Source organism: Burkholderiaceae bacterium DAT-1, from assembly GCA_019084025.1.
In the GTDB taxonomy this organism is placed as follows: domain Bacteria; phylum Pseudomonadota; class Gammaproteobacteria; order Burkholderiales; family Chitinimonadaceae; genus DAT-1.
The window spans coordinates 633,224-652,360 of sequence record JAHRBI010000001.1 but is presented as its reverse complement, the minus strand read 5'-3'; the positions used below and the strand labels follow the sequence as shown (position 1 = coordinate 652,360).

18 protein-coding genes are annotated in these 19,137 nt (G+C 55.6%); 13 read left to right on the top strand and 5 right to left on the bottom strand.

The window, feature by feature from the left end; translation table 11 throughout:
- Window positions 1-20: 20 nt before the first annotated feature.
- The 5 genes from rodA to KSF73_03005 form a co-directional block, all read right to left on the bottom strand.
- Entirely contained in the window at window positions 21-1,133 is a 1,113-nt protein-coding gene (gene rodA, locus KSF73_03025) for a rod shape-determining protein RodA (protein ID MBV1774684.1), read from the bottom strand.
- Window positions 1,130-3,064 carry a penicillin-binding protein 2 gene (gene mrdA / locus KSF73_03020; GenBank protein ID MBV1774683.1) on the bottom strand — a complete coding sequence of 645 codons (1,935 nt, stop codon included), beginning with the start codon at window positions 3,062-3,064 and terminating at the stop codon, window positions 1,130-1,132. Before mrdA ends, rodA begins: the two co-directional genes overlap by 4 nt.
- A gap of 5 nt (window positions 3,065-3,069) precedes the next feature.
- Window positions 3,070-3,576 (bottom strand): rod shape-determining protein MreD, encoded by a 507-nt coding sequence (mreD, locus tag KSF73_03015; GenBank protein MBV1774682.1) that lies wholly within the window; start codon window positions 3,574-3,576, stop codon window positions 3,070-3,072.
- Complete coding sequence (mreC, locus tag KSF73_03010; protein MBV1774681.1) at window positions 3,576-4,481, bottom strand: rod shape-determining protein MreC; 906 nt, start codon at window positions 4,479-4,481, stop codon at window positions 3,576-3,578. Before mreC ends, mreD begins: the two co-directional genes overlap by 1 nt.
- 95 nt (window positions 4,482-4,576) lie before the next feature.
- The gene (locus tag KSF73_03005) at window positions 4,577-5,620 is read right to left on the bottom strand and encodes a rod shape-determining protein (GenBank protein ID MBV1774680.1); all 1,044 of its coding nucleotides are present in this window, start codon (window positions 5,618-5,620) and stop codon (window positions 4,577-4,579) included.
- A 309-nt stretch (window positions 5,621-5,929) separates the two neighbouring features.
- Between KSF73_03005 and gatC the strand changes: the two genes are divergently transcribed.
- The 13 genes from gatC to KSF73_02940 all read left to right on the top strand — a co-directional run bounded on the left by gatC (window position 5,930) and on the right by KSF73_02940 (window position 19,058).
- Entirely contained in the window at window positions 5,930-6,217 is a 288-nt protein-coding gene (gene gatC / locus KSF73_03000; GenBank protein ID MBV1774679.1) for an Asp-tRNA(Asn)/Glu-tRNA(Gln) amidotransferase subunit GatC, read from the top strand.
- A complete protein-coding gene (lpcA, locus tag KSF73_02995) occupies window positions 6,214-6,792 on the top strand; it encodes a D-sedoheptulose 7-phosphate isomerase (protein MBV1774678.1) in 579 nt (192 codons plus the stop codon). The genes gatC and lpcA overlap by 4 nt, the downstream gene beginning before the upstream one ends.
- Window positions 6,793-6,800: 8 nt before the next feature.
- Window positions 6,801-8,252: an Asp-tRNA(Asn)/Glu-tRNA(Gln) amidotransferase subunit GatA gene (gene gatA, locus KSF73_02990; GenBank protein ID MBV1774677.1), complete on the top strand. Its 1,452-nt coding sequence runs from the start codon at window positions 6,801-6,803 to the stop codon at window positions 8,250-8,252.
- An 80-nt stretch (window positions 8,253-8,332) separates the two neighbouring features.
- Window positions 8,333-9,763, top strand: a complete 1,431-nt coding sequence (gene gatB / locus KSF73_02985) for an Asp-tRNA(Asn)/Glu-tRNA(Gln) amidotransferase subunit GatB (GenBank protein MBV1774676.1) — start codon at window positions 8,333-8,335, stop codon at window positions 9,761-9,763.
- Window positions 9,764-9,900: 137 nt separating this feature from the next.
- Window positions 9,901-11,376, top strand: a complete 1,476-nt coding sequence (locus KSF73_02980; protein MBV1774675.1) for a methyl-accepting chemotaxis protein — start codon at window positions 9,901-9,903, stop codon at window positions 11,374-11,376.
- Window positions 11,377-11,708: 332 nt separating this feature from the next.
- Window positions 11,709-12,884 carry a Re/Si-specific NAD(P)(+) transhydrogenase subunit alpha gene (locus tag KSF73_02975; GenBank protein MBV1774674.1) on the top strand — a complete coding sequence of 392 codons (1,176 nt, stop codon included), beginning with the start codon at window positions 11,709-11,711 and terminating at the stop codon, window positions 12,882-12,884.
- The gene (locus KSF73_02970; GenBank protein ID MBV1774673.1) at window positions 12,881-13,222 is read left to right on the top strand and encodes an NAD(P) transhydrogenase subunit alpha; all 342 of its coding nucleotides are present in this window, start codon (window positions 12,881-12,883) and stop codon (window positions 13,220-13,222) included. Before KSF73_02975 ends, KSF73_02970 begins: the two co-directional genes overlap by 4 nt.
- Window positions 13,223-13,232: 10 nt before the next feature.
- Complete coding sequence (locus tag KSF73_02965) at window positions 13,233-14,615, top strand: NAD(P)(+) transhydrogenase (Re/Si-specific) subunit beta (GenBank protein ID MBV1774672.1); 1,383 nt, start codon at window positions 13,233-13,235, stop codon at window positions 14,613-14,615.
- A 484-nt stretch (window positions 14,616-15,099) separates the two neighbouring features.
- Window positions 15,100-15,582: a prepilin-type N-terminal cleavage/methylation domain-containing protein gene (locus KSF73_02960; GenBank protein MBV1774671.1), complete on the top strand. Its 483-nt coding sequence runs from the start codon at window positions 15,100-15,102 to the stop codon at window positions 15,580-15,582.
- A gap of 16 nt (window positions 15,583-15,598) precedes the next feature.
- The gene (locus tag KSF73_02955) at window positions 15,599-16,063 is read left to right on the top strand and encodes a type II secretion system GspH family protein (GenBank protein MBV1774670.1); all 465 of its coding nucleotides are present in this window, start codon (window positions 15,599-15,601) and stop codon (window positions 16,061-16,063) included.
- 37 nt (window positions 16,064-16,100) lie between these two features.
- A complete protein-coding gene (locus KSF73_02950; protein ID MBV1774669.1) occupies window positions 16,101-16,529 on the top strand; it encodes a hypothetical protein in 429 nt (142 codons plus the stop codon).
- Window positions 16,529-17,314 carry a prepilin-type N-terminal cleavage/methylation domain-containing protein gene (locus tag KSF73_02945; protein MBV1774668.1) on the top strand — a complete coding sequence of 262 codons (786 nt, stop codon included), beginning with the start codon at window positions 16,529-16,531 and terminating at the stop codon, window positions 17,312-17,314. Before KSF73_02950 ends, KSF73_02945 begins: the two co-directional genes overlap by 1 nt.
- Window positions 17,315-17,387: 73 nt before the next feature.
- The gene (locus KSF73_02940) at window positions 17,388-19,058 is read left to right on the top strand and encodes a hypothetical protein (GenBank protein ID MBV1774667.1); all 1,671 of its coding nucleotides are present in this window, start codon (window positions 17,388-17,390) and stop codon (window positions 19,056-19,058) included.
- Window positions 19,059-19,137 lie beyond the last annotated feature (79 nt).

The following is a 19,137-nucleotide window of genomic DNA, read 5'->3' as shown; positions in this document are numbered from 1 at the left end:
TTTGGCTTTTTGTGGGCGAATTAACGCTTCATGAGCTTGCGATCACCCTGAATGCTCATCAGGATGCCCATGCCGATCATAATAGCCAGCATGGCTGTGCCACCGTATGAAATCAAGGGAAGTGGCACGCCCACAACAGGCAGAATGCCCGACACCATACCCATATTGACGAAGGCATAGGTGAAGAAGGACATCGTGATGGCACCCGCCAGCAATCGTCCGAAAAGCGTGGATGCCTTGGCCGCGATTACCATGCCGCGACCGATCACGCACACGTACAGCACAATCAGCAGAAGACCGCCTAGTAAACCGAACTCCTCGCTGTATACCGCGAAGATGAAGTCAGTGGTGCGTTCGGGAATAAAGCCCAGTTGTGATTGCGTACCCTTTTGCCAGCCCTTTCCGATGATCCCGCCAGACCCCACGGCTGTGGTGCCCTGAATGGTGTGGAAGCCCTTGCCTAGGGGATCGATTTCCGGGTCGATCAGAATCTGGACACGATCGCACTGAAACTGTCGGAAGACTTTGGTACAACGCCCCTCATCGGACACAAACCAGCCACCAATCACGCCCGCTAGAATGAGCGGCAAAATAACCCGCCATGAGAGTCCTGCCAGGAACAGCACATAGAAACCGGCAGCAGAAATCAGGATGCCAGTCCCCAGATCAGGTTGCTTTACCACCAGCCCGGCGGGTGCCCCAATCATGAGGGCGGCTGCGAGAAAGTGTCGCCAATTCAGGTGTGATTCGAAGCGTTGGAAAAACCACGCAAGCGTCATCGGCACTGCGATCTTCATCAGTTCCGAGGGTTGAATGCGTGTAATGCCGATATTGAGCCAGCGCTTGGCGCCATTCACCGTATCCCCTTTGATCGCCACGCCTAGCAGTAAGATAAATCCCAGGATATAGAGGGGCAGGGCAATTCGCATCAGCTGGTTGGGCTTGAGGTGCGCGGCGAGCCACATTGCAGTGAACGCCACAGCCATGGACGCCAGTTTCCCGAATACTTTGTCCAAATCGCCGCCAGAGGCGGAATACAAGGTCATCAGACTGACCGAAAAGATCAGACCGAGAAATAGCATCAGCCACTTATCCAGTGGATGGGTCAGCTTTTGCCAGAGGTATTGGATCATTGGTCCTGCTCCGGATGCGGGGTGGCCGTGTCAGGATCGGAAGCATCGTAAGGGTTGGCCGGTGTCTCAATGGGGGCTGGTTCAGCAGGCAGCTTGCCCAGCATCCAGTAATCAAGCACTCGCCGGGCAATCGGCGCGGCAAATTCGGCACCAAAGCCCACGTTTTCCACAATCAAAGCCAGCGCAATCTTGGGTTTGTCTGCAGGCGCAAAAGCAATGAACCAGGCATTATCTTTCAAGTGAGCGGCCACCTTGGAGGCGTTGTACTTTTCACCTTTCAAGCTGAACACCTGCGCCGTACCCGTTTTCCCGCCCGAGACATAGCCTGCATTCGCAAACGCACGCGCGCCCGTACCCGCAACATTCACGCCCACCATGGAGTCTTTAATGAAGTCGACGTTGCTCTGCTTGAGTTCAATTTTGCCAACAGGCTGCGGTGCAACGTAGTTGCGCTTGCCCGAGGCCGCGTCTTCGATGTATTTGACCAGATGCGGGCGGAAAATCAGGCCGTTATTGGACAAGATAGCCATGGCTTGCGCCAGCTGAATTGGGGTGTACGTGTTGAAACCCTGACCAATCCCGATATTCGGGGTGTCGCCGCCAAACCATTTTTTCTGGCGTGGATCACGGAAGGCCTTGGCTTTCCATTCCGGTGAAGGCAGCACGCCTTTCTTTTCGCCGGGCAAATCGACGCCGGACTTCTGGCCAAAGCCAAATGGCGCCATAAAGCGGGCAATGTTATCGATGCCCATGTCCATGGCTAGCTGGTAATAATAGGTATCGCATGAGTGGACGATCGAGGTCTTCATGTCGACCCAGCCGTGACCGCCCTTCTTGTCATCGCGCCAGGTATGATTGGCGAACACGAAGAAGCCGGGATCGTTAAATCCAAATTGCGCCGTACGCTTTCCGGTTTCCAGTGCAGCCAGCGCCATAAAGGGTTTGAAGGTGGAACCCGGTGCATATGTACCTTGAATCGCGCGATTATTCAGCGGACGATCTGCGGAGTCATTCAGTTCACGCCAGCTGATCGGGTCGATACCGTCGACGAATAGATTGGGGTCGAAGCCCGGACGTGATACCAGTGCCAGTACGTCGCCATTGCTCGGATCGATCGCTACCAGCGCGCCACGATGATCACCAAATGCGGCTTCGGCCAGCTGCTGCAATTTCGCGTCAATTGTCAGTACGAGCTTATTGCCACTGACTGCTTTAACTTTCCGCAAACTGCGTACTGCGCGATTGCCTACATCCACTTCGACCATTTCAAAGCCGGTTTTACCATGCAGTGCTTCTTCGTACTGCAATTCGATCCCGAACTTGCCGATATGGTCGGTGCCTTTGTAATTGTCTTTGAGTGTCTCATCTTCATCGATGCGCTTTTTGTCGGCATCGTTGATGCGTCCAATGTAGCCGATCAGATGCGAGGCTGACTCCCCTCCTGGGTATTGACGGAAGAGGCGCGCCTTGACTTCAATGCCGGGAAAACGAAAGCTTTGCGCAGCAAACTTTGCTACTTCCTCATCTGTCAGACGATTCTTGATTGGCAGAGATTCAAAGTTCTTGCTTTCATCAAGCAGCTTTTTGAAGCGTCGGCGATCCTTCGGCGTGATCTCGACCACGCTGGCCAGATCATCGATGGCCTTATCCAGATTACTGACCTTGGATGGGGTAATTTCCAGCGTATAGGCCGAATAATTCCGTGCGAGTTCGACCCCATTGCGATCGGTAATGATGCCGCGCGAAGGCGGAATAGGCATGGGCTTGATGCGATTATCTTCGGCTCTGGTCTGATAGAGCTCGTGCTGGATGACCTGCAGATAGAAAAAGCGCCCTAACAGGACGCACATGGCCAGCAGCACAATACCCAGTGCGGTCACCAGACGCCAGTGGAAGTGATTGCGCTCTCGTTGATCGTTGCGCAGTTCCATTCTGCTCATAATTCTGCGGGCTTTTCTTTGCGTTGTGGCCAGCGGACAAAATGACACAGGAAAGGCCATAATCCAGCTGCAAAAATCGGGCCGATAAAATAGGCCCCTCCTGGATTGGGACTGCCGGTCGCCATGCGAATGGCCCACATCACCGCCTGACTCAACAGCATGAGTGGCGCGATATAGACAGATTGCTGCCATGACGGAAACACCAGAATCTGCCGTCGACGCTCCAGACATAGGAAGAGCGCGGTGCAGTAAGCCAGTGCATGTTGACCAAATATATTGGCATCACCAATATCGAGTACGATACCAAGAAAAAAGGCAAAACCCAGCCCGACATGGCGTGGCTGGTGTAACCCCCAGTAAAGCAGTATCCACAAGACACAGTCCGGCAACACACTGCGAATGACGGGATTCCAGGGAATCAGTGCGAATAAGAGTGCCAGCAGCGTGGTAAACAGGATGTAACCAAGGCTCACGGGCTTGAGCAGTTCACGTGAGGACGACATCACTCTTCTCCCCCGCGTTTGCGTTTCTTGCCGGGCTTGGGCTCTTCGATTTCAACCACCGGCTTTTCTGGTAATTTCCGGTGTTCGTCCAGTACCAGCAAAAAGCGGCCCTGATCTACACCAGCGATCGGCGAGCAGGTAATGCGCGCAAAGTCGGAGCTCCGATCGACACTGGCAACTTTCGCTACCGGCAAGCCGGCCGGGTAGATACCATCAATGCCGGAGGTGACCAGGGTATCGCCGACCTGGAAGTCTGCATTGGCGGGCATATACTGCACCTCCAGCGGTTTCAGTCGCCCTCTGCCGTAGATGATTGCTCGTACGCCGCTACGCAATACCTGAATAGGCACCGCATGATTGTTGTCTGTCACAAGTTCCACTTCAGACGTAAGCGGTTGCACGCGCACGACTTGACCTGCGATACCTTGTACATCGATGACGGGCATGCCCGGCGCAATGCCATCACTCGAACCCCTGTCTACGATCAGCTTGGCAGTAGATGGGTCGCGCGCGTAATAGAGCACCTCGGTCAGAATTCCCTTGCCATTCTGCGCACGTGGGACAGCAAGCAGCGCACGCAATTGCCGGTTTTCGACCTCCAGTGCATCCATGCGCAAGAGTTGCGCATTGACCTGTAGTTTTTCCTGCTGCAAGCGATGGTTTTCTTTAAGCAGCACTGCTTGCATGCTTAAGAAGTCAGCAGCTTGGCGTGCGCCTGCAACGGGCGCGGTAGCCAGCCATTGCAGTGGATACAGGGCGACAGACACGACCTTGCGCACCGGCGACATCAGATTCATCCGGTGATCGACGACCACAAGCACGATGCTTAGGGTGGCGTACAGCATGAACCGGTGCAGCGGCTTGGGGCCTTGCTTGAAGAATGCCGGTTGATTGGTGGATTGCATGGTGTCGGGACAGTGTGAAAGGTGAAATGTGAAAAGTGAAACGGGCTGCAGGGTGAGTGCTCACCGTGCAGCCGTTCACGATTCAAGATGCCCGCTTAGTCGTTGGTAAAAATGGTACCAACCTTGTCCATTTTTTCCAGCGCACGGCCGGAGCCACGTACCACGCAGGTCAGCGGATCATCGGCCACGATCACCGGCAGACCGGTTTCTTCCATCAGCAGACGGTCGAGGTCGCGCAGCAGCGCGCCACCACCGGTCAGCACCATGCCCTTTTCGGCAATGTCGGCACCCAGTTCCGGCGGGGTTTGTTCCAGTGCCTGCTTCACGGCAGAGACAATCTGGTTCAGCGGCTCGGTCAGGGCTTCGAGAATTTCGTTCGAGGAAATGGTGAAGGCGCGCGGAATACCTTCGGCCAGATTGCGACCCTTCACTTCCATCTCACGCACTTCAGCACCCGGGAAGGCCGAGCCGATGCGCTTCTTGATTTCTTCGGCGGTGGTTTCACCAATCAGCATGCCGTAGTTGCGACGGATGTAATTGATGATGGCTTCGTCGAACTTGTCACCACCCACGCGCACGCTGGAGGCGTACACGATGCCGCCCAGTGAAATTACGCCCACTTCGGTCGTGCCACCACCGATATCGACCACCATGGAGCCGGTGGCTTCTTCAACCGGCAGGCCGGCGCCGATGGCGGCGGCCATGGGTTCTTCAATCAGTTCGACCTTGCGCGCGCCTGCGCCCAGTGCCGATTCCTTGATGGCGCGACGTTCCACCTGAGTCGAGCCGCACGGTACGCAAATCACGATGCGCGGGCTGGGGGAGAGCAGGCGGCTTGGGTTCACCTTCTTGATAAACTGCTTCAGCATCTGTTCGGTGATGGTGAAGTCGGCGATCACACCGTCCTTCATCGGGCGGATGGCGGTGATGGAGCCCGGTGTACGGCCCAGCATCTTCTTGGCTTCGGCGCCGACAGCCAGAATCGTTTTCTTGGCATTCGGGCCACCTTCTTGCTGAATGGCCACGACAGACGGCTCATCCAGCACGATACCCTTGCCGTGCACATATATCAGCGTATTGGCTGTACCAAGGTCGATGGCCAGATCGTTGGAGAAATAGCCGCTGAGAGATCCAAACATAATGAGCTAACCTGTTCGTCAGTGTTGTTGGGCACATTAGTGCCACATTCCTGCAACGTATCCCGAATGGACACGTTGCCACAAATTCCATTTGATGCCCAACTGTCTCACGAGTCAGTTATCTGGCGGTGTGCCTGCAAATTTCATGCAGTGCCCTCAAGTGTTGATTTTCAACGACTTGCAGGCAAGTTGGGGTAAGCCAACTACATCGACAGGCTTGGGACGATCAAACCCAATATGTTACCCTAAGCCGATGACAAGATTAAAGCGCAAACCAGTCATTTTTTGCGCTCCTGACGAGGTGTGTTCATGTCCCTGAACGAAGCGGACGTTCGCCGCATTGCGCGCCTGGCTCGCATTGCCCTGAGCGACGAAGAAGTAGCCACGACCGGCCAGCAGCTGAATGGCATTCTTGGCCTGATTGAACAATTGCAAGCCGTGAATACGGATGGCGTCGAACCGATGGCGCATGCCAGCGATGTATCCCTGCGTCTTCGCGAAGACGTGGTGAGCGAAACCAATCGCCGCGAAGCCTACCAGGCTGTGGCGCCACAGGTGGAAAACGGCCTGTTCCTGGTGCCGAAGGTGATTGAATGAGCGCGGCATTGCGTGCCCATCTGGATGAGGCCGCTGCACTGCTTGATCGCGTGCGCAATGATGAGGCCTTTCTCGCGTCGGTGACGGCGGCGGGTGATGTCCTGGTCGAGGCGTTCAAGTCCGGCAAGAAAGTGCTGGCCTGCGGCAATGGCGGTTCGCATTGCGATGCCATGCATTTTGCCGAAGAACTGACCGGCCGCTATCGCGACAACCGTCCGGCGCTGCCGGCCATGGCGATTTCCGATCCCTCGCACCTCAGCTGCGTCGGCAATGATTACGGCTTCGACCATGTGTTCAGCCGTGCCGTAGAAGCCTTCGGCCAGCCCGGCGATGTGCTGGTCGGCATTACTACGAGCGGTAATTCCGCCAATGTCATCCGTGCTGTGGAAGCAGCACGAGCCAAGGGTATGCGTGTTGTGCTGCTGCTTGGCAAGGATGGCGGCAAGCTGAAAGGCAAGGCGGACGTGGATGTCACCGTGCCGCACTTTGGCTACGCAGATCGCACTCAGGAAATTCATATCAAGGTGATTCACGCGCTGATCGACCATGTCGAGCGCGGAATGGCTTACGTTTGAGCGAAAACATGACCACTCATACTCTTAAACAGATTTCGACTCTGCTGGCTGACGGCAAGGTCTCGGCCGTCGAACTGGCCACCGATTATCTCGACCGCATCACGGCGCACAATGGCGCGCTGAATGCCTTTATCACCGTGGACCGTGATCTCACCCTGAACGAAGCGCGTGCAGCCGATGCCCGTCGTGCCGCCGGTGAGACTGGTTTGCTGCTCGGCGCGCCGATTGCGCACAAGGACATTTTCTGTGCCGAAGGCTGGAAGACCACCTGTGGCTCGAAGATGCTGGCGAATTTTGTGTCGCCCTACGATGCGCATGTCGTCACCAAGGCCAAGGCTGCTGGTCTGGTGACCCTGGGCCGCACCAATATGGACGAATTCGCCATGGGTTCCGCCAACGAGAATTCGGCGTTTGGTGCGGTGAAAAATCCGTGGGATCTGAACGCTGTACCGGGCGGCAGCTCGGGTGGTTCGGCTGCGGCCGTGGCAGCACGTCTGGCGCCCGCTGCAACCGCAACCGATACCGGCGGCTCGATTCGTCAGCCTGCCGCCTTCTGTGGCGTGACCGGTATCAAGCCGACGTACGGCGTGGTCAGCCGCTATGGCATGGTGGCGTTTGCATCCAGTCTGGATCAGGGCGGCCCGATTGCCCAGACCGCAGAAGACTGTGCGCTGATGCTGAATGTGATGGCAGGCCATGATGTGCGCGATGCCACCAGTCTGGTGCGGGAGTCCGAGGATTACACCCGTGATCTGGGCAAATCGCTGGCAGGCGTACGCATCGGGTTGCCGAAGGAATACTTTGGTGCTGGTCTCGATCGCGAAGTGGCTGCTGCGGTGGAAGCGGCGCTGGCTGAATACAAAAAGCTGGGCGCGGAAATTGTGGAAATCAGCCTGCCGCGCACCGAGCTGGCCATTCCGGCCTACTACGTGATTGCACCTGCGGAAGCATCGAGCAATCTGAGCCGCTTTGATGGTGTGCGCTACGGTCATCGCGCTGCTGAATACCGCGATCTGAACGACATGTACGAGAAGAGTCGCGCCGAAGGCTTTGGCCCGGAAGTGAAGCGCCGGATTCTGACGGGCGCCTACGTGTTGAGCCACGGTTACTACGATGCTTATTACCTGAAGGCTCAGAAGGTGCGCCGCCTCTTGACCGAGGATTTCCTCAAGGGCTTTACCCAGTGCGATGTCATCGCCGCACCGGCCGCCCCGACAGTCGCCTGGAATCTCGGCAGCAAGAACGCTGATCCGGTCGCAGCCTATCTGGAAGACGTCTACACGCTGGGTGTGAATCTGGCCGGTCTGCCGGGGCTGTCGCATCCGGTGGGCTTTGCCAGCAATGGCCGTCCGATTGGCATGCAGCTGATCGGGACGCATTTTGCCGAAGCGAAGTTGCTGAATCTGGCGCATCAGTTCCAGCAGGTGACGGACTGGCATACCAAGGCACCGGCGCTTTAAGGGCGACAATAGAATCATTCGAGCCTGTCATGTACGTGATGGATGTGGTGGCAGGCCGAGACATGGAAGGAAAAGTAACCATGCAATGGGAAGTTGTGATCGGGCTGGAAGTGCATACCCAGCTATCCACGCATTCGAAGATTTTTTCCGGCGCCTCCACTGATTTTGGTCAGGCGCCGAATACGCAGGCCTGCGCCGTGGATCTGGCGCTGCCGGGTGTGTTGCCGGTGATGAATAAAGCGGCGGTCGAGAAGGCCATCCGTTTTGGCCTGGCCATTGGTGCGAATATCAACCGTAAATCGGTGTTTGCCCGCAAGAATTATTTCTACCCCGATCTGCCCAAGGGCTATCAGATCAGTCAGTTTGAGCTGCCGATTGTCGAGGGCGGCGCCGTGACCATCCGCGTGGGCGATGAAGAAAAGAAGATCAACCTGACCCGCGCCCATCTGGAAGAAGATGCAGGCAAGTCGGTTCACGAAGGCTTTCAGGGCGTAAGCGGCATCGATTTGAACCGCGCGGGTACACCGTTGCTGGAAATCGTGTCCGAACCGGAAATGCGTTCCGCAGCTGAAGCCGTGGCTTATGCCAAGGCGCTGCACAATATCGTGACCTGGATCGGTATCTGCGACGGCAATATGCAGGAAGGTTCGTTCCGTTGCGATGTGAACGTATCTGTGCGTCCGAAGGGTCAGGAAAAGTTCGGCACCCGCCGTGAAATCAAGAACTTGAACAGCTTCAAGTTCATGGAACAGGCGATCAAATTCGAAACACAGTGGCAGATCGAACAGATCGAAGATGGGCACGAAATCGTGCAGGCCACCGTACTGTTTGATCCGGATACCGGCGAAACACGTATGATGCGCAGCAAGGAAGATGCACACGATTATCGCTACTTCCCCGATCCGGATCTGCCGCCGCTGGTGATTTCGGAAGCCGAAATCGATGCAGTGCGCGCCGAACTGCCGGAACTGCCGGAAGCCATGCAAGCGCGCTTTGCAAGCCAGTATGGTCTGCCGCAATACGACGCTGTTGCGCTGACCGCCAGCCGCGAAATGGCCGCTTACTTCGAAGCGGTGGTGGCTGCAGGCGTCGAGCCCAAGCTCGCTAGTAACTGGCTGATGGGCGATATTTCCGCGCAGCTGAATCGCGAGGAGAAGACCATTGCCGATTGTCCGGTGCGTCCTGATGGTCTGGCTAGCATCCTCAGGCGGATTGCCGACAAGACGATCAACCAGAAGGGTGGCAAGGATGTGCTGCGCGCCATGTGGGAGTCGGACAAGTCTGCAGACCAGCTGATCGAAGAGCTGGGTCTGAAGCAGGAAACCGATACAGGCGCCATTGAAGCCATGATTGATGCCGTGCTGGATGCCAATGCCGGGATGGTGGGCGAATTCAAGTCGGGCAAGGAGAAGGCGTTCAATGCGCTGGTGGGCCAGTGCATGAAGGCAGCCAAGGGCAAGGCGGATCCTGCAACGGTAAACGAGATTCTCAAACGCAAGCTGACCGCCTGAAACTGAGTCGAATGTCCGCAGAAAAGGCCGCTCGCAAGAGCGGCTTTTTGTTCGGCTGACCGTCTGTGCCTGTGCTGAAGGACATCGCTTGTGCGAGTGTACTAAAGTAAAGCCAAGCACTGATGTGTGGACGGCTCATGTTGAATCTCAAGCGTTTTTTCAGGACGCCCCAGCCTGCTCAGGACGAGCAGGTTGATACAGTGGCGTCCAGTGTCGAACAGTCGGACTCCTCGTCGGCGGTGCTGAGCATTGCGTTGCGCGAAGTCGGTATGAATCTGGCCAGTGTGTGTCATCGGTTGGCAGTATTGAGTCGTGATGCAACCAATATTGCAGGCTTATCCAACGCCATTTCGGATGAGTCCATTGCCATCCGGGAGTCCGCTCATCAGGTCGTTGACCGGGTGCGTGAGGCGACAGAGGTCGCCAGTCAGACCCGGAACGAGTCGGAAAATGGCGCTCGTGAGCTGGATGATGCGGTCAGTGAGCTAGGCGGCATTGTGCAGCAAATCCATGAGACCGAGGCCATGCTGCACACACTGGCTGCGGAAATGAAGCAGATTCAGGCCGCCAGTGTCACGATTCAGGGTATCGCCAAACAGACCAATATGCTGGCACTGAATGCAGCAATCGAGGCCGCGCGCGCTGGTGAGGCAGGTCGGGGTTTCTCGGTGGTGGCGGAAGAAGTGGGGCGTCTGGCGCAGTCGACCATGCAGGCTGCAAGCAGCATCACGGCGTCTGTATCGGCTATTCATACAGCCACAGACACCTCTGTACGCAGTATCAGCTCATTGGCGGCTCGTTCTGATGCAGTAGTCGACGTGGCTACCAATGTCGCACGAAATCTCCATCATATGGTGTCCGGTGCCATTGATACCACCGCTCATCTTCAGGTGATTACCGAGCAGGCCGAAACCTCCGCTATCCGTGCAGACCAGATCGAGTCTCATGCGAGCGAGAGCTATCTGCATATTGGCCGATTCCAGAACGAACTGTCGGATACTTCGGCTAAAGCCAGCCTGCATGCCGAGTCGAGCTTCAAGGTGATTGTCGAATCCGAAACACCCTGTGTGCATCTGGATCTCTTCCGTCTGGCCAGAAGCACAGCGGATGCAATTGGCCGGATTTTTTCAGAATCGATCACCGAAGGACGGCTTAGCCGGACAGATTTGTTTTCGGATCGTTATCTGCCTGTTTCCGGCACCCAGCCACCCAAGTACACCACGTCATTCGATACCTTTGCAGATCAAGTGCTGCCCGGCCTTCAGGAGCCTTTCCTGCAACAGTTTCCCGATGTGGTTTATGCCATTGCAACCGACAAGCGGGGCTACGTGCCCACGCATAACAACAAATTCTGCCAGCCGCTGACTGGTGACCCCGCCAGGGATCTTGTGGGCAACCGGACCAAGCGCATCTTTAATGATCCGACCGGCGTGCGCTGCGGCGCGCATCAGGATGTCGTACTGGTGCAAACCTATGTCCGTGATACCGGTGAGGTCATGCACGATCTGTCGGTGCCGGTATTCGTGGATGGCGAGCACTGGGGCGGCTTGCGGGTCGGCTACCCTGCAGAAGTCATCGAATCAGATAGTTACGCTCAGGCTGAGCTCTTCTGAATCCACACATCTCCCTTCTGTTGCAATGCAGCAACAGCTCATTCCCATTCTGTCCAATCCGTGTTTGAATAGAAGCAGTCAAGCACTTGCTTGAATGAGAGTGCTTACCGGCACTCGCTGATCCGGTTATCGTACCGGAACCTGCTGCCACACGCGGCGATCAAACCGGAGCCTGACGCGATGGAGCTTATCCATGTCGCCAGGGGCTGGTGTTTTAGTCCCGATCGCCCGTCTGGCCTTCATACTGCGGCAATGCACATCGCATTGAATATCCGCCGACTTGTCGCCAGCGTCGCGATTGAACGGATTTTCATTGCTTTGCAGAGGTTGTCATGCAGATTGCCATTCCCGGTGAATCCGCAGCTGGGGAAACCCGAGTTGCGGCCATACCCGAAACCATCAAGAAATGGGTCGGCGCAGGCCTGACCGTGCACGTCCAGCGGGGCGCCGGTCGCCATGCTGCGATTCCGGATGCCGCGTTCGAGGCTGCCGGAGCCAAAGTCTGCCCGGACTTTGCAGCCACAGTTGCGGGTGCAAAGCTCGTCGCCAAGGTACGTGCGCCCAATGCCGAAGAACTGGTGTTGATTCCAGAAGGGGCGGCGGTTGTTTCGCTGTGCGATCCCTATCGCAATCCGCATCTGGACGCCTACACATCCCGATCGTTCGATGCCTATGCACTGGAGTTGGTGCCACGTACCACCCGTGCGCAAGCCATGGACGTGCTGTCGTCGCAGGCCAATATTGCAGGCTATCGCGCCGTTTTGCTGGCAACCAATCACTATCCACGCTTCATGCCCATGCTGATGACGGCTGCGGGTACGGTTAAGCCTGCCCGTGTATTGATTCTGGGGGCAGGGGTGGCTGGCTTGCAGGCGATTGCGACAGCCAAGCGCCTCGGTGCGGTCGTGGAAGCCTTTGATGTACGTCCGGTGGCTAAGGAGCAGGTGGAATCACTGGGTGCCAAGTTCATCGAAGTCCCGCTGAACGAGGAAGAAAAGAAGCAGGCCGAGACATCGGGTGGTTACGCCCGTGAAATGAGTGACGACTACAAGCAGCGTCAGGCTGCGCTGGTCGACAAGCATGCACGCAATGCCGACATTGTGATTACCACCGCGCTGATTCCGGGTCGTCCGGCACCGGTGCTGCTGTCTGCAGATACCGTCAATGGCATGAAGCCGGGCGCGGTTGTGGTTGATCTGGCCTCCGACTGGGGCGGCAATTGCCCGCTCACACGCAAGGATGAAACTGTCATCACCGACGGTGGCGTGACCATTCTTGGCCCGAGCAATCTTGCGGGTATGGTCGCGGCAGATGCATCTGCCCTGTATGCGCGCAATGTCTTCAATTTTGTGGCGTTGCTGCTGACCAAGGAAGGCGGCTACGCACTGAATCTTGAAGACGACATCCTTGCCGCCTCCCTTATCTGCCATGCAGGTCAGCGCCGCTTTGGTGCTGCAACCGCACCGGCCCCAGTGAAGCCTGCCAGCGTACCGGAGACCCAATCATGAGCATCGAAATCGCACAGGCTGCACAGGCAGCCGTTGAAACCGTCGCCGCTACCCCCTTTGTCGCGACATTCACTATTTTTGTGCTGGCCATTGTGGTCGGTTATCACATCGTCTGGAACGTGACGCCTGCTCTGCATACGCCACTCATGGCCGTAACCAATGCCATTTCCGGCATCATCATCGTAGGTGCCTTGCTGCAAACCGTGACGGTTGGCGGCGATAGTCTCTCGCCCACATCGGTCTTGGGTGCACTGGCCGTCTTTCTCGCCAGCGTAAACATCTTTGGCGGCTTCGCCGTGACCTCGCGCATGCTCGACATGTTCCGCAAGAAGAAATAAGGAGGCCACCATGACTTCATTCCAAGCCTATGCAGACTGGCTTTACCTCGTTGCGGCCATTTTGTTCATTTTGTCGCTGCGCGGCCTCTCCAGTCCCAAGAGCGCCATTGCCGGTAACAAGTTCGGCATGGCCGGGATGGCTATTGCCGGTCTGACCACACTGGCCATTGTTCCCAACCCCAATCTGGCACTGATACTGGTGGCGGTGGTCGCGGGTGCTGGTATCGGTATCTTCCGTGCCAAAACGGTACCGATGACGCAAATGCCGGAAACCGTGGCGCTGATGCACTCGCTAGTGGGTCTGGCCGCTGTGCTGATCGCGCTGGCTGCTGTGCAGCATCCGGGCGTACATCATACAACCGTGCAGCGCGTCGAACTGTTTGTGGGCTGTTTCATCGGCGGGATTACTTTTACTGCATCCGTGATCGCCTGGGGCAAGCTCTCCGGCAAGCTGGGCGCCAAGCCGCTCAAGGGCGGCTGGGTGAAGCCTGCGCAGCTGGGCATCGCATTGCTGATGCTGGCAGCGGGTTCGCATTACTTCATCACTGAGTCGCTCACTTCGTTCTTTATCATGACGGGCCTATCGCTGGCGCTGGGCTATTTCCTGATCGCGCCGATTGGCGGCGGTGACATGCCGGTGGTGGTGTCGATGCTGAACAGCTACTCCGGCTGGGCGGCAGCGGGTATTGGTTTCACGCTGGGCAATTCCGTGCTGATCATTGCAGGCTCACTGGTGGGCGCATCCGGCGCGATTCTGTCCTACATCATGTGCAAGGCCATGAACCGTTCGTTGCTGAACGTGATCTTTGGCGGCATGGGTGGCGATAGTGCCGAGGCTGCAGCATCCGGTGATGGCGAGGCCAAGGCCTACAAGGCAGGCAGTGCGGAAGATGCGGCCTTCATGATGAGCAATGCGGCCAATGTAGTCATCGTGCCGGGTTACGGTTTGGCGGTATCGCGCGCCCAGCATGCACTGCAGGAGTATGCAGACCTGTTGAACGAAGCAGGTGTGAACGTGCGCTACGCCATTCACCCGGTTGCTGGGCGTATGCCGGGCCACATGAACGTGTTACTGGCTGAAGCTGAAGTGCCGTACGAGCATGTGCTGGAGATGGAAGAAATCAATTCCGACTTCTCGAATACCGATGTGGTGCTGGTGATTGGCGCCAACGACGTGGTGAATCCGGCCGCACAAAAAGATAAGCAGAGCCCGATCTACGGCATGCCGATTCTGGAAGCGCACAAGGCCCGCACTGTGGTGGTAGTGAAACGGTCCATGAATGCGGGCTATGCAGGCCTGGACAACGAACTCTTCTACCTCGATAAGACCATGATGGTGTTTGGTGATGCCAAGAAGGTCGTGGAGGACATGTTGAAGGCTGTTGCGCACTGACCTCTATTCAGCCGTTCAAATCCAACCCCGCTCCGGCGGGGTATTTTTTTGGCTATTTGCGTGATTTGAATAATTGCACATTTGCACAATAATACCACTTAAATATAAGTCTTCGACGAAATTCGCTGCGATGGTATTTTTATTGGTTTCATTTTATGTACTGGAGTGCAGGTATGTATTTCCGGTAAGACCAGTGTCGAGTGAATGTGCAATTAATTGATGTAAGTGCTTTATTTATAAGAATTTGCTTAATTTTAATTTGATGGGCTAGCCCTGTTTTTAACTGACGTCTTGCTTGGCAAGGTTATAAATGTTGGGTAGCATGCTAGTCGAATAGATATTTTTAATTGGTGCCTGATTGCATAAAGGTACCAAAGTGGAATTTTGGTTATCAATCATGAATTGTGCAAAACGTGTAGTGTCATAATCGGGCGGTGCGTCTGATGTGTCAGAGCGAGTTTATGAAGGTTGAGGGTGTATAGGAATGAGCGTTGTGGGTCGTTTCCAGGTACGGGGTTTTACGCTGATTGAGCTGCTGGTTGTGATTGCAATCATTGGCATTCTGACGGCGATCGCGATTCCAGCGTATACCTCCTATATCAAAGGCAGCCGTGTTTCAGGCGCAAAAACTGACCTGATGACACTTGGTGCAGCCATTACCAGCGGGTATCAACAGGCACTCGTCTATCCCGGTAGCATGAAAGGGTCGCCTCTGGCAAAGGTGACCGCGGCGACTACCTACAATTCAACTTCCACCCCCACGCTGGCATCGCTTGTGCCCGGCTGGAAGTCATCCCAGACGCAATTCTTTAAATATAGCTATACGTTTACGCCGGGAACCAGCCCGACGCCAGATTCCTGGTCTGTTACGGCAACCGGTATCACTGGAACCATCCTGAGTAATTGTGAGCTCACTATGAGTAGCACAGATTCAACGATCACCGTCGTGTCGGGCAAAACCTGTTAATCAAGCAGGGGGCAAGATGTGGAATCAGCGCGGATTTACACTGTTTGAGTCTCTGGTGGTCATTATCATCATGGGGGTTGTGCTTTTATTCGCCGCCCTGCTTAGCAAAAGTTGGCGCACCAATAGCCGTCTGGCGACCGCCAACACTCAGGTTCAGAGTGAAGTACTGCACAAACTGCGTGCAACTGCGCTGCGCAATCCGGGCGCCATTACAGATTCAAGCGCTGCTGCGGCATTCATAACGATCAGTGGGACGACCATTTCGCTTTACGCATGCAGTGCGGCAACCTGTAAAACCAACGCAGATAATGTATTGCTCTGGAAAACCAGCTTGCCCGCGGGTGTGTCCGCGTCCATCGGAGGGGGGAGTAAAACTTGCCTTGCGCTCACGAGCAGAGGTGGGGTAACCACGTCCCCGGATGCGACGACATGCATTGGTCCGAGCGCGAATGGCAGCCTGCCCTTAATAACGGTTTCTTGATGGGGCGGATATGATCACCCAGAAGAAGGCAAATAAGATGGTTAGGCGCCAGGTGCGTGGCGTTCATCCGCCACCGTCGCTCCGATTGCAATCGGGGATTACGCTGCTAGACAGCCTGATTGCCATGATGATTGTGCTGATTACTGGCCTGGGGTCTGCATATGCATTGAACTCAAATGCGGTTCAGCAGGTTCGTACAGACATGAAAAACGAAGTGGTATTGCGTATCCGCGAGCATGTCTTGGCAAATGGCGGCATACCCGCCTTGTGCGCTGCGGCCACCAAGACATTTAATGTGAGTATCGGCGCGTCGGCTGCGCCCGTCACACTGGGTATCAGTTATGCCTGTACTGATCAGGAGGTAACGGTCGGGGGAAGTAAGGTCATGAGCCAGCAGGCGACCTTTACCTCTAGCACCAATAGCAGCCTGTTCGGCAGCCCCGGTACGATTCAGGTGAGCCTCTAATGCACCTTTCCTTCAGACGGGAGTTCGCACGCGCCAGTGGTTTCACCCTCATAGAATTGATGGTAGGTCTGGCGGTATCGCTCATTGTTGTGATGGCGATGGTAGTGGTGTTCCGCAATACGGTGACCGGTTCAATCCAGTCAGTCAGTAGTGCCAGTACGGCGGGCCAGACTGCATTTGCCGAGTTGAGTGCACTGGCAGAGTTACAGGCTGCTGGCTACGGGATCGGCATCGCCAGTAATGCGGACGTGGCGAATCATCTGGTAGTCCTATCCGGCGCATCTATTGATGCATCCAGTAAAAAGTTGACGGGCGCGACACAGAAGGCGCTGCCATCCACGCCAATCAATATCGGGGCTACTGCAAGCGACAAATGGAATCCGGCCTTGTGCGCGGCAGGGGGAACTCAGCCGGCGTGCGGTAATACTGTATTGTGGACGTTTAACGATATTACTTCTGCCACCCCGACGCCAATCTGCCGCGGCCTGCATGTAGACGGTTCGAGCAAGCAGCTCATCTTGATAAGCTCCCCCTCGGGCGTAGCCTGCAGCCTATCCACCCCGGCAAATAACTGGGGCAATATAGTCTGGACACAGCAGACTCTTGCGACGCAGTTAAATCTATCCAGTGTCGCATTCATGGTGGCGCAGCCAACCAGCAAATGCACCCTGCCCGGTGCTTCAACCTTGCCGCCGAAAACACCGTGGGTGGTCAGCTTCTGGCTTGATATGGGCACTACGGCCGATCGTTCAATGACGGCCTGTCTCGGCAATATGGCAACGTGATGATTTATCCGCGACTCATTCTGATTCAGGTGGGAGGATGTGTATGCATCACCTAGCAAAAAGACGACGATCCATGCTTCGGCAAGCAGGCGGGGGTTCGACAACTTTTATCGCGCTGCTCGTGGCGGTGGGTACGGTTGCGACAGTCTATCAGGTAGGTGGTGCGTTGCGCGGCTATCAGGATAGTGGTGTCGCTTTGCATGCTGTGACGCAGGCGCAGGCACTGGCATGGCGTGGCGCCGATAGCTTGAAAACCATGCTGATCAATCAATACTGCGGGGTGACAGCGGGGACGTGTGCTGCAACAGACAGTAATCTTGGCGTGCCTGCCTACGCAAGTGGCAAAACGGTCGAAATCTCCGGTTTGTCTGTGAATGCCTCGGATTCAGCACGTGCATTTATCGTTAGTAATACCGCACCGTCTGGCAGTAATCCGCGTCAGATTGTGGTGAATGTCACCGGGCTATCTGCAGGCGCGACTTCTACTGTACAGCTTGTACTTCAGCCATATCCCGGTATGCCCCCCAGCTTGCCATATAACATGCTGGTTTTCGGCAATGCCAGCCTGAGTGGTGGAATCTCGGTAGCCAATACGAGTGGCGGGAAGGCCGTGATCGGCGTGCAAGGCAATTTCAATGTAGCAGGTGCAAAGTTTGATAATGTTGAGCAGTTGAACGTAACCGGAGACCTTAATCTGTCGGGCAATAGCATCCTGAATAACGTGACCGCCAATGGCAATGTGACCCTTGCAGGTAGTACCAAGATTGCAAACCTGCAGGCGAGCGGCGGAGTTGATACGGGAACGGCGCTTGATACGGGTACGGGGGATGTAACCATTTCAGCAGGCAATGTAAATGGACAAATCTCCAAAAAAGACTTTCAGGTAGTCAATGTTAAGAATGAAGGCGCGCAGACAATTGCCTTGCAGGAGCGGCCCAAGATAAATCCAGTCGCTGACGCAGGTGTACCTGACTTCGAGCTGTTTCTTGATTCAGCCAATAAAAACATCCCCAGCATACGCTTTAAGGGGATCTCGAATGTTGCAGACGGGATCTATCCCATTGATGACAAGATCGTTTACGCAAATTTTTGCGATGGTCCGACGACTTGGAAGTCCAGTTGCATTTCTTATGAGGCATCCACTGATACCTGGACATTCAAAATTCCGGATAAAGCCAACGATCCGATCATTGCACCCGGCGTGGTGCTCATTCGCGGTAATGCATCGTTTACGGGGGGTACTTACCGTAACTCGTTCTATGTGACGGGAAACGTTGTTTCGAGTAATGCCGACAATACCTTCATTGCATTCAATAACTTCGCTGCCAAACCTGCAAACGCCAGCACACCTGCCAATCCATGTGCCTGGGTGACGACTGGAACAAAAACGAATATTACTCCACTGAATCAATGTAACGCCGTGGGTGGCAGAGTCATGGGTAAATCGGTGGGGAACGTCGTATTTGAAGTGGGTGGCGACCTCATCCTGAAGTCCTATTCCGTTGTGAATGGAGACGTGCGAATCAAGGGGCTGCTGGATGGCTCCACTGGGCGTGTCGAGCTGACAGGTGGCCTGCTCGTCACAGGATGGGACAGTAAAAGTAATCAAGCAATCAAGGGGAATACCCTGACGATGGGCGCAACGTTTATTCTGACGCTGCCTCCTGATGGGGGGACTACCCCTGTTCCGGGTAGTGGAGGCAGTGGTGCAACGATTAACACTGTCTGGGTACGTGGCCTGTAGGTAATGAGTGCGTGGCGCACTGATTAGCACGGCGATTGATGATGGATCGATCCAGCAGGGCTACAGCAAGTGAGCTGTA